Source organism: Bradyrhizobium barranii subsp. barranii (genome assembly GCF_017565645.3).
GTDB classification, from domain to species: domain Bacteria; phylum Pseudomonadota; class Alphaproteobacteria; order Rhizobiales; family Xanthobacteraceae; genus Bradyrhizobium; species Bradyrhizobium barranii.
In genome coordinates, this window is record NZ_CP086137.1 from 67,026 (window position 1) to 81,852 (window position 14,827).

General features: G+C 60.0%; 12 protein-coding genes and 4 pseudogenes. 9 read left to right on the forward strand and 7 right to left on the reverse strand.

Features of this window, described 5'->3' with window-relative positions; genetic code table 11:
• Positions 1-29: 29 nt before the first annotated feature.
• The 3 genes from istB to J4G43_RS52070 are packed head-to-tail and all read right to left on the reverse strand — an operon-like array spanning position 30 to position 2,795.
• On the reverse strand, positions 30-797 hold the full coding sequence (istB, locus tag J4G43_RS52060) for an IS21-like element helper ATPase IstB (RefSeq protein WP_208089785.1): 768 nt from the start codon (positions 795-797) through the stop codon (positions 30-32).
• A 4-nt stretch (positions 798-801) separates the two neighbouring features.
• Positions 802-2,559: an IS21-like element IS1631 family transposase gene (istA, locus tag J4G43_RS52065; RefSeq protein ID WP_100214066.1), complete on the reverse strand. Its 1,758-nt coding sequence runs from the start codon at positions 2,557-2,559 to the stop codon at positions 802-804.
• 29 nt (positions 2,560-2,588) lie between these two features.
• Positions 2,589-2,795: a hypothetical protein gene (locus tag J4G43_RS52070; RefSeq protein ID WP_208089786.1), complete on the reverse strand. Its 207-nt coding sequence runs from the start codon at positions 2,793-2,795 to the stop codon at positions 2,589-2,591.
• Between the two features lie 113 nt (positions 2,796-2,908).
• On the opposite strand from J4G43_RS52070, the pseudogene J4G43_RS52075 reads away from it, so the two are divergent.
• Positions 2,909-3,442, forward strand: a pseudogene (locus J4G43_RS52075) (SMP-30/gluconolactonase/LRE family protein); the annotation flags it as partial.
• 150 nt (positions 3,443-3,592) lie between these two features.
• On the opposite strand, the pseudogene J4G43_RS52080 reads toward J4G43_RS52075, so the two are convergent.
• A pseudogene (locus J4G43_RS52080) lies at positions 3,593-3,850 on the reverse strand (transposase domain-containing protein); the annotation flags it as partial.
• A gap of 76 nt (positions 3,851-3,926) precedes the next feature.
• On the opposite strand from J4G43_RS52080, the pseudogene J4G43_RS52085 reads away from it, so the two are divergent.
• Together J4G43_RS52085 and J4G43_RS52090 are read left to right on the forward strand one after the other, a co-directional pair.
• Positions 3,927-5,052, forward strand: a pseudogene (locus tag J4G43_RS52085) (IS3-like element ISRj2 family transposase).
• Between the two features lie 154 nt (positions 5,053-5,206).
• Positions 5,207-5,614, forward strand: a pseudogene (locus J4G43_RS52090) (transposase); the annotation flags it as partial.
• A gap of 904 nt (positions 5,615-6,518) precedes the next feature.
• On the opposite strand, the gene J4G43_RS52095 reads toward J4G43_RS52090, so the two are convergent.
• Complete coding sequence (locus J4G43_RS52095) at positions 6,519-7,688, reverse strand: Fic family protein (RefSeq protein ID WP_038945854.1); 1,170 nt, start codon at positions 7,686-7,688, stop codon at positions 6,519-6,521.
• A gap of 177 nt (positions 7,689-7,865) precedes the next feature.
• Between J4G43_RS52095 and J4G43_RS52100 the strand changes: the two genes are divergently transcribed.
• From J4G43_RS52100 to J4G43_RS52110, 3 genes are all read left to right on the forward strand, one after another.
• On the forward strand, positions 7,866-8,549 hold the full coding sequence (locus J4G43_RS52100; protein WP_208089788.1) for a helix-turn-helix domain-containing protein: 684 nt from the start codon (positions 7,866-7,868) through the stop codon (positions 8,547-8,549).
• A 61-nt stretch (positions 8,550-8,610) separates the two neighbouring features.
• A complete protein-coding gene (locus tag J4G43_RS52105; protein ID WP_166354690.1) occupies positions 8,611-9,879 on the forward strand; it encodes an IS256 family transposase in 1,269 nt (422 codons plus the stop codon).
• A gap of 67 nt (positions 9,880-9,946) precedes the next feature.
• Positions 9,947-10,360 (forward strand): hypothetical protein, encoded by a 414-nt coding sequence (locus J4G43_RS52110; RefSeq protein ID WP_028154503.1) that lies wholly within the window; start codon positions 9,947-9,949, stop codon positions 10,358-10,360.
• On the opposite strand, the gene J4G43_RS52115 is transcribed toward J4G43_RS52110, so the two are convergent.
• Positions 10,353-11,104 (reverse strand): IS5 family transposase gene (locus tag J4G43_RS52115; RefSeq protein WP_225005932.1). Its coding sequence is split into 2 segments (ribosomal slippage): positions 10,353-10,765 and positions 10,765-11,104, totalling 753 coding nucleotides; the frame shifts between segments, so codons are not numbered across the junction. The two genes, J4G43_RS52110 and J4G43_RS52115, sit on opposite strands and share 8 nt — an antisense overlap.
• A 65-nt stretch (positions 11,105-11,169) precedes the next feature.
• On the opposite strand from J4G43_RS52115, the gene J4G43_RS52120 reads away from it, so the two are divergent.
• The 3 genes from J4G43_RS52120 (at position 11,170) to J4G43_RS52130 (ending at position 12,952) form a co-directional block, all read left to right on the forward strand.
• Complete coding sequence (locus tag J4G43_RS52120; RefSeq protein WP_208089790.1) at positions 11,170-11,340, forward strand: hypothetical protein; 171 nt, start codon at positions 11,170-11,172, stop codon at positions 11,338-11,340.
• A gap of 63 nt (positions 11,341-11,403) precedes the next feature.
• Positions 11,404-12,672 carry an IS256 family transposase gene (locus J4G43_RS52125; RefSeq protein ID WP_038952271.1) on the forward strand — a complete coding sequence of 423 codons (1,269 nt, stop codon included), beginning with the start codon at positions 11,404-11,406 and terminating at the stop codon, positions 12,670-12,672.
• 46 nt (positions 12,673-12,718) lie between these two features.
• Positions 12,719-12,952, forward strand: coding sequence for an abortive infection family protein (locus J4G43_RS52130; protein ID WP_028154268.1), 234 nt, complete (start codon positions 12,719-12,721; stop codon positions 12,950-12,952).
• A gap of 11 nt (positions 12,953-12,963) precedes the next feature.
• Here J4G43_RS52130 and J4G43_RS52135 read toward each other — a convergent pair whose 3' ends face one another.
• On the reverse strand, positions 12,964-14,820 hold the full coding sequence (locus J4G43_RS52135; RefSeq protein WP_208089791.1) for an ATP-binding protein: 1,857 nt from the start codon (positions 14,818-14,820) through the stop codon (positions 12,964-12,966).
• Between the last annotated feature and the right edge of the window lie 7 nt (positions 14,821-14,827).

Here is a 14,827-nt window from a genome sequence, read left to right on the forward strand (position 1 = left end):
CTCCACCCGCGAGGCAGGACAAGGGACTGTTAGTTTGAGTTTGTTTCCCGGGCAAGAGCTTCAGCGGCTTCTTTGAGCCGATAGCAGCGTCCGTCGAACTCAGGCAGATGGCAATGATGCATAAGGCGATCGAGGATCGTCGTGCTCATAGTGTTGTCCCCAAGGTATGCCCCCCAATCCTGCACGACGCGATTGGAGGTGACGATGACGCTGCGGCGCAGTTTGTAACGCTGATGGATCAGGGTCTGCAGCAAAGTGCCGGCGTCGTCGGGGATGGCGCGTGCGAGGAATAGATCGTCCAGCACGAGGAGATCGCAGTCGATGATGGTTCGCAGCCGGACCTCGCGTTGTGCCGGAGAGTTCAGGGCGTAGCGGTGGAAGAAGTCGTCGGTCTCAAGATACTGGACCTTGTGGCTTTGCAGGATCGCCTGATAGGCAATCGCCTTGGCGATGTGCGACTTCCCGGTGCCAGGTTTGCCAACAAGCAGAGCGTTCTCGCCAGCGGCAATGAACGCCAGGGTGTGGAGCTGGAAGCAGGTCTGACGTGGCAGTTTGGGATTGAAGGACCAGTCGAACTCGGCGAGCGTCAGCTTTTCGTCGAGCCCGGATTGCTGGTATCGCCGCTCGATAAGACGGGACTGACGACGGTCCAGTTCATCCTGCAGGATAAGGGAGAAGGTCTCGAGGAAGGGCTGGTTGGCGCCCTGCGCCTGGAGCACGCGCGTCTGCAGCGTGTCGCGGACACCCGACAGGCGCAGCTGTCGTAGGCAACGCTCAATTTCCGGCATGGTCATCATGTGGCTAGGTCTCCAGTTTAAGGTGAGAAGGTGCAGCGGGAGCGCTCGTGGCGCCGGAGTTGGCCGGGGTTGCGCAGGCGACACGAGCGCGGATTGCCGTGGCGTGATCGTCGTGAGCCTCGGCCTGCCGACCATTGTCGTCGGCGTCGCGCCGCACAGCGCGGCTGAAGAGGTCGCCGTATTCCGCGGGGGTACGGATCAGCGGATGATCCTGGGTGAGCGGCGATGCCGGCTGTGGCGTCACTCCAACCTGCTCGATCGCCTGTTCGAACAACCGCTCGACGGTCGCACGCACGTGCTTGTAGCGGTAGATGCGGTTGTCGATGGCGTGCGCGCAGGCCTGCTCGACCAGCCGCGCCGGATACTTCCGGCCCAGCCCGACAATGCCCCACATCGCGCGCTGTCCGGGGCGCCCTTCGGTGTCGAACACCTGCTGGCACAAGGCCCTGGTCTGCGGTCCGATGCGCTCGGCGCTCGCCAGCAGCACGGCGGTTTGCCGCGACGGGTTGAACGGCCGTTCGCTGGTCGGCAGGACGACAGAACCGGGGTGCGCCATCCGGGAATGAACACGCAGCAGCGCACGGGTGTGGCGATCACGGATCTCGATCGTGGTGGTGTAGATGCGCACGACGACCTGGCTGCCGATCGGCGCGGGCCGCGCGGCGTAATAGCTGTTGTCGACGCGTACGGTGGTGTCGTCGCAGACAGTCCGGACGACTTCGGTGAAGATGCGGAAGGGAGCGACAGGCAGCGGCCGCAGGTGCGGCTTCTCTTCCTGGAACATCGCCTCGACCTGACGGCGCGTGCTGCCGTGGATGCGTTTGGAAGCCCAGTTCTCCTCCCAGTGCCTCAAGAACTCGTTTTGCGCCTCCAGCGTCTCGAAGCGCCGTCCGGCCAGCGCAGTGCCCTGGGTATGTTGAATCGCATTCTCGACGCATCCTTTCCGATTTGGATCGGCCACGCGCGCGGGATCGGCGACCACGGCGTAATGAGCCAGCATCGCGCTGTAAATCGGGTTGAGCTGGGGCTCGTACAAATCCGGCTTGAGGACGCCTTCCTTCAGGTTGTCGAGCACGACATAGCTGGGGACCCCGCCAAAATACCGGAACGCCTCTTCGTGGAGCTGCGCCCAGACTTGTTGGCTGGACTTCCAGACTACCCGCCGGAAGCTGCGCCGCGAGTAGCGTAGCGTCATCACGAACAGGCGGGGACGACGGTACCGCCCGCTCTTCGGATCAACCGTCGGCGCGCCCTCGCCATAGTCGACCTGAGCTTCCTCGCCGGGGAGGAACTCAAGACGATCAAACTGCTCAGGATCAGCGTGCCGCAACCGGCGCACAAACCGCTTGACACTCTGGTAGCTGGACGGAAAGCCAAATTGATCAACCAGGTCCTGGTAAATCGCCTGCGCGTTCCGCTTCAGCCGGACCTGTTCTTCGATCCACGTCCGATGCGCTTCGCAAGCCGAACGGGCCAGGCTGCTGGTGACCGTCGCTTCCGATGTCCCAAAAGCCGGTGGTCGGGGTGGAGGAATTTGGCCGTCCGCGCTCACCGAGCCGGTGGTCACTTCCCCGGGGGAATTTGCCTCCGCACCGGCCCGCAGCGCCTGATAACGCCGGATCGTCTTGCGATCGACACCCGTCAGCCGGTGAATCTCGCGCTGGCTGGTGTTGCGATCAAGTAATGTAAGTACGGTGCTTTGCAGATGTCGCTTCAAGACGTTCAACTCCCCGGCCCCTTGCTGGCTAAAGGGGTCGAACATAAACGTCCTGCCTGACCGGCTACTGCTGTTCAGCGGCGCTGACGGCGATCATCAGGTGGGGGAGTTTCAAGTGACCATACCCGGGGGATTTTGACCGACCCACGGGGCGGATTCAGCAGCATGATCGGCTCCTTCCGCATTGAACGGCGGGGCCCTGCAGCGAGATAGGATTCGATCATGTTGGCGATGATGGCGCCCGCCTTGGCAAAATCGAGCGTTGCGACAGCCGGATCCATTTAGTCGAGACTCTCGCGCGACGCAGAAGCTCGGCATTGATCGCGCAAATCTCGTTGAGCATCTCCTGTAGTTTGCGGTAGTTGGTGAGAAACGCAGCGACTTGGGGGTAAGTCTGACCATCGCGCGCGACGGAACGATCTATGCGAGCGACCCAAATTGGAAGGGCCGCAGCGGCCAGATTTGGCGGATTACGCTTGCCGCAGACGGGACCGTGCAGGGACAAGTCATGGTTCCGCCCCGCGCCATGGGGACGACGAACGGCATTGATCTCAGCCCAGACGGGAAAATTCTCTATGTCGGCGAATCTGGGAGCGGCCAAATTTTGGCGTATCACGTTTCCGGAAACGAGCTGACCAACGCGAGACTCGTAAAGACGTTCGATCGCGATACAATCGATGGGGTTCGCACCGATGTTGCGGGTAAGCTGCTCGTCGCCCGCATCATGAAGGGGACAATTTCAGTCCTGACTCCAGACGGCAACGTTCAGAAAGAGATTGCACTCCAAGGCAAAGAGCCATCAAACCTCGCCTTCGGCGGCAAGGACGGCAGGACGATTTTTGTCACGCAGCGCCAGGGTGGCTTTATCGAATCCTTTCGCACAGACCAGGAAGGGCGCGAGCACTGCCTGCAAAGAGCGGAATGCTAAGCCTAACTGATAAGTTTTCGTATGAAAGCTTATCAGTCGTAAGCGACGTTCGCGTCCCATTCGCAAAGGTTTGGCGTGGGGATTGCAGTCTGTTGATCAACGTGTTTGCAAATCGTTGGCGGGGGGTATGGAGGCGGCAACGACGGAGAATTACGAGGTGCCGCCGAACGACCAGGGCAGGAGCTCGTCGATCCGGGACTGCGGGTGACCGGTTGCGATCGCTTTGAGCGTCGCTTTCATCCAGACGTAGGGCTCCACGCTGTTGATTTTGCAGGTGGCGATGAGCGAAGCTATGCGCGCCCATGAACGACCACCTTCGTCGTGACCAGCAAATAAACTATTTTTACGCGTCAGAGTCAGCGGCCTGATTTGATTTTCGACGGGATTGGTGTCCATAGAGCTGGCCCCGCAAATTCGGACAGTAGCTTGAGTGGATTTTCTGCCTGACAGCGGCGAGGATTCTTGCTGCGAATCAGGAGCGAAGATGACGAAGAAGAGCCGCCGGACGCATTCTCCGGCATTCAAGGCGAAGGTTGCTTTGGCTGCGGTCAAAGGCGACAAGACACTGGCGGAGCTGGCGCGTTTGATGTTCATCCGAACCAGATCACGATCTGGAAAAACCAGCTCCTGGAAGGCGCCGCCGGCGTGTTTGGGCATGACAAGACATCGGCCGAGACGCCGGTCGATTTGAAGGCGTTACATGCCAAGATCGGCGAGCTGGCGTTGGAAAACGATTTTTTGTCCGGCGCGCTCACCAAGGCGGGCCTGCTGAGCGCAAAGCGATGATCGACCGCGATCATGATCTTTCTATCGTGCGCCAGGCGAAGGTCCTGAAGCTGGCTCGCAGCACGGTCTACTATGAACCTCGGCCAGTTTCGGCCGAGGACCTTGCCTTGATGCGTCGGCTCGATGAGCTGCATCTCGATTATCCCTTCGCGGGAGCGCGTATGCTGCGATCGTTGCTGCGGCGGGAGGGCGTATACGCCGGTCGCCGCCACATCGCGACGCTGATGAAGCGCATGGGGATCGAGGCGGTCTATCGTCGCCCGAACACGAGCAAGCCGGCTCCGGGTCACAAGATCTACCCGTACCTGTTGCGCGGATTGAAGATCGAGCGGCCCGACCATGCGTGGGCAATGGACATCACCTACATTCCGATGCGGCGTGGCTTCGTCTATCTCGCGGCGGTCGTCGATGTGTTCAGCCGACGGGTCCTGGCCCATCGCGTCTCGATCACAATGGAGGCGGCCTTCTGCGTCGAAGCGGTCCAGGAGGCGTTGGCGAAGCACGGCAGGCCCGAGATTTTCAACACGGATCAGGGCAGCCAGTTCACCAGCCTCGAGTTCACCGATGTGCTGCTGGACGCGAAGATCGCCATCAGCATGGACGGCAAGGGCGCCTGGCGCGACAACGTGTTTGTCGAGCGGCTCTGGCGCACGGTCAAATACGAAGAAGTTTATCTCCGCGCCTACGACAGCGTGTCCGAGGCGCGAGCGTCAATTGCCAAGTATCTGGCCTTCTACAATCAGGGACGCCCTCACTCGAGCCTTGACGGGCGCACGCCCGACGAGGCTTACTTCGGCACGCAAGCTATGGTGATGGCCGCATGACCGTCGCCGACGGTTTTGTCGTCGCTCTGGTCGGGCTACGCCCTCCCGACGCAACGACAAAACCGTAAAGCCCCGCGTTCAGCATAACCCGGCAGGAATCCACTTAAATCCAGCGGGGCGCTGTCCAAACAACCGGGGCCAGCTCTAAAGCGAGGTCTGTCGTCGGTTGATGACGATCCCTGGTGTCGGCCCCGTCACGTCGCTGGCCTTTATCAGCACGATCGACGTTCCCGCCCGCTTCAAGAGTTCGAAAGCCGTCGGGCCGTCCCTTGGATTGACGCCAGTTCTCAACCAGTCCGGCGAAAGCCACCGCATCGGCCGGATTTCGCTGTGCGGTGATGAAGCCATGCGAGCGCTACTCTATGAGGCCGCACAGGTCATGCTGACGCGGGTGCAGAAATGGTCCTGGCTCAAGGCGTGGGCCATGCAGATCGCCAAACGACGCGGGCAGCAGAAGGCGATCGTCGCTTTGGCGCGGCGGCTCGCCGTCATCATGCACCGCATGTGGAGCGACGGAACGGAATTCCGCTGGACACGGGAGGCCACGCCCGCGGCACAATAGTGCGACGCGCGGTCCACGCACCCGTTGTTTAGCGGGAGGAGGTCCCTCGCGGGACGATGGACGAGATGAGTTCGCTTTGGGCTCTTGTACGGTCGCGTCCTTGCGATCAGCACGCGAGTCAGATTGTTCCGTCTCGTTCTACTGATCCCATGCTGGGAGAGCCATACGGCTGATCCCGAAGAGAAGCACGGCCCCGCGAGCGGTACCGAACCCAAGGAGGCGCCCAATCAAGCCCTTGACTAAATCCGGCCGAATAGAGAAGAGCCCTTATTCCATGCCGAAACACAGCCATAGGCATCAACCCTTGTTTCGATGGTCGCTTGCTGTCGGACATCTTTAATGCTGCCGACCCGTGCCGTTGTGCCAGACGCCACCGGACGCGCAGATTGGGCTGCCCACGGAGGAGCCACTTCGTCCCTGACGACACCGGCTAGTGCAGTTTGGGCGCAGCTGCGAAGAGTAGGAGTACGGCAAGCTCGATCTGGGCGTCGAAATCGCCATCGAGGGCCGCGAGTTCAAGATAGGGGATGGCGTCCCACGGGCTCATGGTCAGAAGCAGGTATTCCCCGATGGCCCGATTGGCGACATGCTCCCCGGCGGCAGCTCTAGCTATAAGATCGGCACCGAGGGACCGAATGCGCGGATCGAAAGCGACGGCTGTCTGCCGGTGTACCCCTAGGGGATCGGAACTGAGATAAGTGACCTCGAAGAGTTCGGGACGGTTAGGGTCGGATCTGACGAAAACCGGACTGTGCTCGTCTATACGGCACATCCGGCAGGCCTTCGACCAGCACATCGAGAATTTTTTCTGGTTTCCGGAGGATGCATGGTGATGATCGATACTTGGAGTGGAATCGTATGTACGATTCTACGATGATCGTGTCTGGCGTTGCCCGCCGAAAACTCAGGCGGCCGGCTGGTACAATCTCGGAAACCATCGATCGACAACGGCCGAGGGAAAGCCCAGCTTCACGGGCGAGCGCGTCGTGGGTGAAACGAGGTAGCCCTTTTCAATAAGGGCGTTGAGGACCGTTCGCGCTTGGCGTTCTTCGTATCCCGTAAGGGTAGGCGCATTACCCCGCGTGTACTCTCCGGCCATGACCGCTTCGCGCAGTAAAGGCCAAGAGCCCTTTGGAAGCCGCTTTGCACGCGTTTCCTCCTCGGTCCAGATCTCCATCCGCCTGAGCAGTTCTTCCGGTTCCAAAAGCCCCGTCATGAAGTCGACCTGGTCAACGCAGGTGGTAAGGAAGAATTGGCAGAACCCGACAAGCCCCGACATCGTGAGATTACCGCGGCCATCAAGGTCACCGCGCCGCGGTTCGTCTGCCGCCTGTAGGTTTGCTTTATAATCGGCGACTCGCCGCGCGAGTCCCCGCGAGACGGCCCAAAGCTCAGAGCCGACTTCTAACTCGCGCAAGAGTGCATGTGAGAACAGGCGTGTCACGCGGCCATTACCGTCCAGAAACGGGTGAATCCAGGCCAGGCGATGGTGTGATGCCGCAACGCCGATAATTTTGCGTAGCTTTGAAAGGTGAGGGGACGAATATCCTTCGGCAAAACGCTTCAGGAATGCGGGGAGATCGGCTGGATCGGGAGGGATGTGACGCCCCACTCTCACCTGGTCTTGGCGAAGTTCGCCGGGTACGATCTTGATCTTCTTCTTGGTCGTGGGATGGTCAACGACCAGCAGCTCTTCGGGCAGGCGTTCGCAGAAGTTTTTGTGCGTCCAGACAATAAAATCGACGGACAGCGCGGGCGAGGGGGCTTCGCCGCGATCGATAATCTGCTGAACTTCAATGTGAGCGCGCGCCTCTAATTGCAGATTCCGGCGCTCCGGCTCCTTGGCCAGGTCGTTGTTCAGTGCTCGATCAATGTCGATGGGCAGTGTGTTGTGGCCCTCGATGAGGTTGGAGTAGTAACAGTTCATCGAACGCACCAGATCGCCTACCGAGGCCCTCATGACCGGGTGGAGGCGGCCGGCCAGCGTGTTGGCCCTTGCAACCAAATCAGTTGCGAGATCTTCGAGTTCCTGCCGATCCTCGGGCAGGAGAGGCTCCATTGCTGATACATCCATTTTGCCGCTTCCTTTGCCGCCAGAATATATAGCAATATCAATCGATATATAAAGATTAGTGCTGCCCGTTTTGCCGGTTTTATTGCCGCTTCAAAAGGCAAATAAATGAATGGATCTCTTTACTATAGGGCCAATGGTCCTATATATAACTAGGTCCAACGGACCTAGGAAAGCCTTATGACTCTCGTCAGAACACCGGAAGCTTTGAAGGACGCGCGCGCTTCGCTTGGATTAAGCGCAGACGCCTTGGCCAAAATCGTGCGGGTTGAAGATGGGCGCACGGTCCGCCGATGGGAAGCCGGCGAACGCGAAATCCCCGGGCCTGTTATCGTTATTCTGGAAGCGGCCATCGGCTATCTCGACAGCATCAAGCTGATCGACACGCAGCTGGCCATGTTGCGCTCGGGCAAAATGACCAGCGGCGAAACAACGAGTGCTGGCAGGATCGATCAGACCGACGCCGACATTGAACGTCTCACGGTCTCTCGAAAGAGCCTTGTAGAGGCCCTGGAGATACTGACCCGGCAGCCGGCCAATGATGGCTCAGACCGGGTTCATTGGTACACTTTGCAGCGGGCAACACCGCTATTTGACCCGGCACAAAAGGACGAATGGTCGATCCCCGGAGAACTGAGCCCTGAAGCTGCCTTGGCCTATTTTGCCAAGCATGAGGGGTTCGACGAAGGGCTCGAAGTCGCCAACGACGAAGGCCCTCTTAAGGAGTTCGTTCTTGAAAAGCGCGAAGTGCTACGCCGTCAAGTTGGCGCCTCGCAGCGCCTCAGCGCGGGCCGCGTGATCCAGACCTATGCGGTGCGCCGACATCTCAGGAGCTATGCGGGAAACTGGGTGATGACGGAATGAGATAGGCGGCGTATCGAGGCGGGTGTCGAGCCTGCCAGAACCTCAAGGAGAGCGATACGCCATGAACGAGCATAGCAACATTGTCCCACTGCGTCAGCCCGATGAGATCGACGATCCACTGACGAATATTTTGCGATCTGGAGCTCGGCAGCTGCTTGCGCAGGCTGTCGAGATGGAAGCCGAGGCGTTTCTCGCCGCGATGAAGGGCTTGAAGCTTCCCGATGGCCGCGACCGCCTCGTGCGACACGGCCATGGTCCAGTGCGGACGATCCAGACGGGGATCGGCGCCGTCGAAGTCGCCCGGGTAAAGATTCGCGATCGCGCGGTGACCCGCGATGGCGAGCGGATCCGCTTCACCTCGGCGATCCTGCCGTTGTGGGCACGGCGCACGAAGAGCTTGGATGCACTTTTGCCGGTTCTGTACCTGCGAGGCATCTCGACGGGCGACTTCCAGGAGGCGCTGGCGGCGCTCTTGGGCAAGGATGCGCCGAATCTTTCTCCGGCGGTGGTTTCCAGACTGACGACGGAGTGGCAGCTCGAGTACGAGCGTTGGCAGAAGCGCGATCTGTCGGCGCGCCGGTACGTATACGTGTGGGCGGACGGCGTCTTCCTGCAGGCTCGCATGGAAGACCACAGCGAATGCATGCTGGTGCTGATCGGCGCGACGCCGGAAGGCAAGAAGGAACTCATCGGCTTCCAGGTCGGCGTGCGCGAGAGCACGCAGAGCTGGCACGAACTGCTCGTCGAGGCGAAAACCCGTGGGCTGAAGATCGCCCCGGAAATCGCCGTCGGTGACGGCGCGCTCGGCTTCTGGAAGGCGCTCGACGAGGTCTTTCCCGCCACGCGACATCAGCGGTGCTGGGTGCACAAAACCGCGAATATCTTGAACAAAGTCGCAGTGTCGGTACAGGCCAGCATGAAGAAGGATCTGCGCGAGGTCTATTTGGCGTCCAACCGAGCTTCGGCCGAAGTGGCGATCGATGTCTTTGCCGAGAAATACGGAGCGAAGTACGACAAGGCGGTCGAGTGCCTGACGAAAGATCGCGACGCAATGCTTGCGTTCTACGAATTCCCCGCCGAGCATTGGGACCACTTGCGGACGACGAATCCCATCGAAAGCGTGTTCGCGACGGTCCGGCACAGAACGGTGCGCACGAAAGGTTCGTTATCGTCAACGACTGCCAAGTTGATGGTGTTCAAGCTGCTCTGCGCCGCATCAAAGACCTGGCGGCGGCTGAAAGGCACAAATCAGTTGCCGAAGGTCATCGCAGGTGTCAGATTCGAAAACGGCATCGAGGTCATCCAAGTGCCGGAAAACCACGCCGCCTGATCGCCTCGTCACCCAAAATCCCGCATAGCTCACATCTCAGGCATTCCAATCCATGAAGGCGTAGCAGATGACGAACCTAAAGCGTTCGGAGATGCGCTTAATCGACAGCGCCTTGGGCATGGGCAGCGGCTACGTCCTCAATTTCTCCGATCGCACTTTTGCTGAATTCTTCGACGACGAGTTCAGGATCGACGTCGACCAGCAGCGTTACAAGACGCGGGGGACGTCCAAAGCCAATCGGTTGCGCTCGTTCATAGATCAAGAGGACGAGCACCTGGTTGCCCGCGTCCTCCGTCGCCTATGGAAAGAGCGCGAGGAGATTCCGATCTTTCGAGACGCCGATGACCACGGGTCTCTGAAGATCAAACTGTTCGAGCTCATCGCCACTATCGAGGGTGGCGCGGCCGTTCCGAGGACGGATGTTATCGAAAGGTTTACCCGCGACGAAACTCTTGAGGAGCTAGGGTCCAGACTCAATTGAGCCAATATGCGACGAGAGCGGCGAGATGAACAGCGGCCAAAAAATTACGGGCGAGCTTGTCATATCGCGTGGCGATGCGCCGGAAGTCCTTGAGCCTGCAAAAGCAGCGTTCGATGACATTTCGTCCTTTGTAGGCGCGTTTGTTGAAGCGATGGATGACGACACGGTTAGATTTATTGGGGATTACGGGCTTGGCGCCACGACGAATGATTGCGCCGCGAAGCTTGTCGCCATCATACCCTTTGTCGGCGAGGAGCACGCTCATGGGTGGCGCGAGCGCCAGGACATCGGGAGCCGCAGCGATATCGGCATCCTGGCCTGGAGTCAGATGCAGGACGACCGGCCGATCGCTCAGCGCATGGATTTTTGTCGTGCGGCCTCCGCGCGAGCGGCCGATTGCTTGATTGTGCTCCCCCCTTTTCCGCCGGAGGCACACCGGTGAGCTTTAATCGAGGTCGAGTCGAGCGACAGTACGACGCCGTCTTCGCCAGGCTTGGCCAGCGCTTCGAAGATTGCGCACCATCGTCCTCGCTTGGCCCAGCGATTGAAGCGATTGTAGATCGTCGTGTAAGGGCCGTATTCACGTGGACAATCACGCCATCGTGCACCCGATTGCAGCATGTGAATGATGCCGCTGACGATGCGTCGGTCGTCGTCCCGATCCGGCCCCGTCAGTCCCCTCGGCAGATGCGGTTCGATACGCGCCCATTGCCTGTCGTTCAGCCAAAACAAACCAGCGCGCATTCTCTCGCCCCCGAATCAACACGTAGGCAAGAGAATCACGTGGCGCTATTTAGGTACAGACCCTAGTGTCTTCGATCGAGCGGGACATCAGCGCGAACAAGCCCGCTGCCGCTCTCGATCGCCTGCACACCTACTGCATGAAGAAGTTCGGTCATTTGCTCGACAGCCATGATGTCGGTTGGAGCACCGACGAGCCCCTGCACAGCTATGGCGGAATCTGGGTGATGACGGTGTGAGGAAGGCGGCGTATCGAGGCGGGTGACGAGCCTGCCAGAACCTCTCGAGGAGAGCGATACGCCATGACCGAGACTACCAATGTTCTTGCTTTCCGTCAGCCGTCCGCGGTTGATGATCCACTGACCGATATCGTTCGTGCCGGCGCGCGGGACCTGCTTGCCAGGGCGATCGAGATCGAGGTTGGCGCGTTTCTGGCCAGCACGGCCAATCTGACGCTGCCCGACGGTCGAGCGCGCCTGGTCCGACATGGGCACGGTCCGGTGCGCGAGATTGCGACCGGCATCGGTCCGGTGGAGGTCGCTCGTCCCAAGGTCCGCGACCGCGGAGCGAGCGGGCCAGGCGACCGCCTCCGCTTCAGTTCGGCAATCCTGCCGCTATGGGCGCGGCGGACGAAGAGCCTGGATGCCTTGATCCCGGTCCTCTATTTGCGCGGCATCTCGACCGGCGACTTCCAGGAGGCGCTCTCGGCGCTGCTCGGCAAGGATGCGCCGAACCTGTCGCCTTCGGTGATCGCCGGCCTGAAGGCCGATTGGCAGGTCGAGTACGAACGCTGGCAGAGACGCGATCTGTCGGCGCGTCGCTATGTCTACATCTGGGCCGATGGCGTGTACCTGCAGGCCCGCATGGAAGATCACAGCGAATGCATGCTGGTGCTGATTGGCACCACGCCGGAAGGCAAGAAGGAGCTGATCGGCTTCCAGGTCGGCGTGCGCGAGAGCGCGCAGAGCTGGCGCGAACTCCTGATCGACCTGCGGCAACGCGGGTTACGGATTGCCCCGCAACTCGCCATCGGCGACGGCGCCCTCGGCTTCTGGAAGGCACTGGACGAGGCCTTTCCCGGCACGCGGCACCAACGATGCTGGTGCCATAAAGTGAGCAACGTACTCGACAAGGTCGCCAAATCCGTGCAGGGCCCCATGAAGAACGACCTGCGGAACATCTATCTGGCCCCACACCGGGCCGAAGCTGAAACCGCGATCGACGTCTTCGTCGAGAAATACCACGTCAAATACGGACGTGCGGTGGAGTGCCTGATCAAGGATCGCCATGCGCTGCTCGCCTTCTTCGACTTCCCTGCTGAGCACTGGATCCACCTACGCAGCTCGAACCCGATCGAGAGCGTCTTCGCCACGGTGCGCCACCGAACGGTGCGGACCAAGGGATCGCTGTCGCAACAAACTGCGAAGCTGATGGTGTTCAAGCTCATCGACGCCGCATCGAAGACCTGGCGGCGATTGAAGAGCACGAACCAGTTGCCGAAAGTCATCGCCGGTGTAAAGTTCATCGACGGAATCGAAGTCATTCCGAACACTGAAAGCCACGCCGCCTGATCAGGCCGCGTCACCCAAAATCAGCCATAGCTCCCTGCACAGCCGGGTGGGCAAATACGTCAAAGCCCTGGACCAAGGGCATCAGCTCACCGACATGAGTAAGCAGATCATCAAGAACGCGATCGGTGTCTTCGAGAAGTTCAACTTCGTCCGCAACAACAATTCCCTGGCCCACGACAATGTGCTGCCAAACCATCCGGAAGCCCGGTTCATTTTCGATTCTGTGACCGCGGTTTTGCGGTTTATCAAGAGTATTGAAGCGGCGCGTTTCGGGAGCTGAGCCTGGCGGCCTTATCCTGCCGCGGCAGCAGCAGCTCCCGGCGGTTGCTTTCGTAACGCATCGCTCGCGTCTTTCTTGGCTTGATCGAATGGACGGCCAAGAAGGATCGGGCGTTCAGCCTTGATGGCCTTGCCGGCCGCCAGAAACTGGAAGCGGCCGAGATTTGGAATCGAGCGGACATGCTGTGTGCTGTACACACTCTCCAGGAAATTGAGGCTGGTCTGATAGATCAGGCTATGTGTCAGGAAGGTGTTACACTGGGAAAGGATCGTCTTGCTCACCAGCGCGATCCGCTGGCTGATGACCAGAAGACCTACGCCGTACTTCCGGCCTTGCAATGCAATTTGCCCGATCCGACTGACGACCCATTGCGTTTCGCTGTCAAAACCCGAGCTGAACGTCTCCGGAATGATGGTGTGGGCTTCTTCGAGGACAATGAGAACCTTGCGCGCCTGCCGGTTGGCCCGGGCCCAGGCCATGATCGTTGACAGGTACAGCTCGGTGATCCTCAGCGTTGCCTTAGTGTTCGAGATTTCGGTCAACTCAAGTATTGCCAGCGGATCATTGCCGACCAGAAAGTCGTTGATCTGCTTGTCGACGCCGCCCTTGATCTGGGTGAGGGCGGTCTTCAGGGCGGCTTTCTCCGCGGGCGCGCCGCAGGGCGTCGTTTCGACAGCGAACAGTTTCTGCTCAAGGTCGTCCGTTTCTTTCTGCGTCGGCGCCGGAAAGATGGGCTTCAGGTCGGCGAGCCGGGCCTTGTACTCGCCTGTGAAATCCACACAGAAAATCCTGAAATCATTCTTGGCGGCCTCGCAGACGATATCAAGCGCGAGTTCGGTCTTGCCCGTGCCGGTGACGCCGAGAACGGCCGTGTGAAACTGAACCAGATCGTCGATATTGGCCATCACGCCGATATTGGTTGACGGCACGACGCCAATGGGAAACTCGCCCTGCTTGGCAATGGGAGCCGGAAATACGCGCTCTTTCGCCCAGAACACTGGCGTGTTCATGGTTGAAAGCCAGCCAAACTTGGTGAAGCCGTCCTCCGGCGAATAACAACCCAGCTGCACGGCGTTGACGATGTGCGTGCCGCGCGGGTTCTGGTCAAAGCTCTCTTCCGCCGTCTGGGCGTCGAGGATCTGGTAAAAGACGTCCATTCCATTCACGCGCACAAAAACGACCTGGCCTTCTGCCAACTCGGATGCGGCCGAGACCTCGAAGCGCAAGATGCCGATGTTCGAGTTCTCGACGGTGAATCCGACCAGCACGGACCCGGCCGTGCCGCTCAGGTTTTCTATGAACTTCGCTGCCTTCTCGGGGGAGTGCGACTGGATGACGTCTCCTTCAGCCAGCACTATCCTGTCCTGCAGCTCAGCCACGCAAAGACCGGGCCCCATCACGTCCAGTCCCTGGACCTGAGCGAACAGAGCCATGACATAGTGCTGATCACCATTTGACATGGCCGCGGTGTGCAGCATGCCCGGCTTCCACGAGCTGTGCCGCGACAGCCTGACCCTGACGATATTGGGGTGATCAATGCGTTCGATGATGCCTACCGTCGGGGAGGTAATGACCCTGGCTTTTTCTGCCTGCCAGTGCTTCCAGGCGGCGATCAGCCGCTCAAAAGGCCTGCCGATCGCGATCAATGTCCACAGCATTGTCAGCCAGGCGACCGTGGTCAGGCTGCTCTGGTAGGCGCCGATGATGCTGATCAGCGCCGGTGGCGTGTAGAGCAGCTCGCCCTGGCCGAAAGCATCGGTGGCCCGAAAGAAAAACCGCCCGACGGGGGATCGTTTGTTCTTGTCGTGAATAACAGGGCGACCATCGCTCCCGCCATAGAGGCGAGGCAGCAGATTACCGCAGTCCAACGCATGA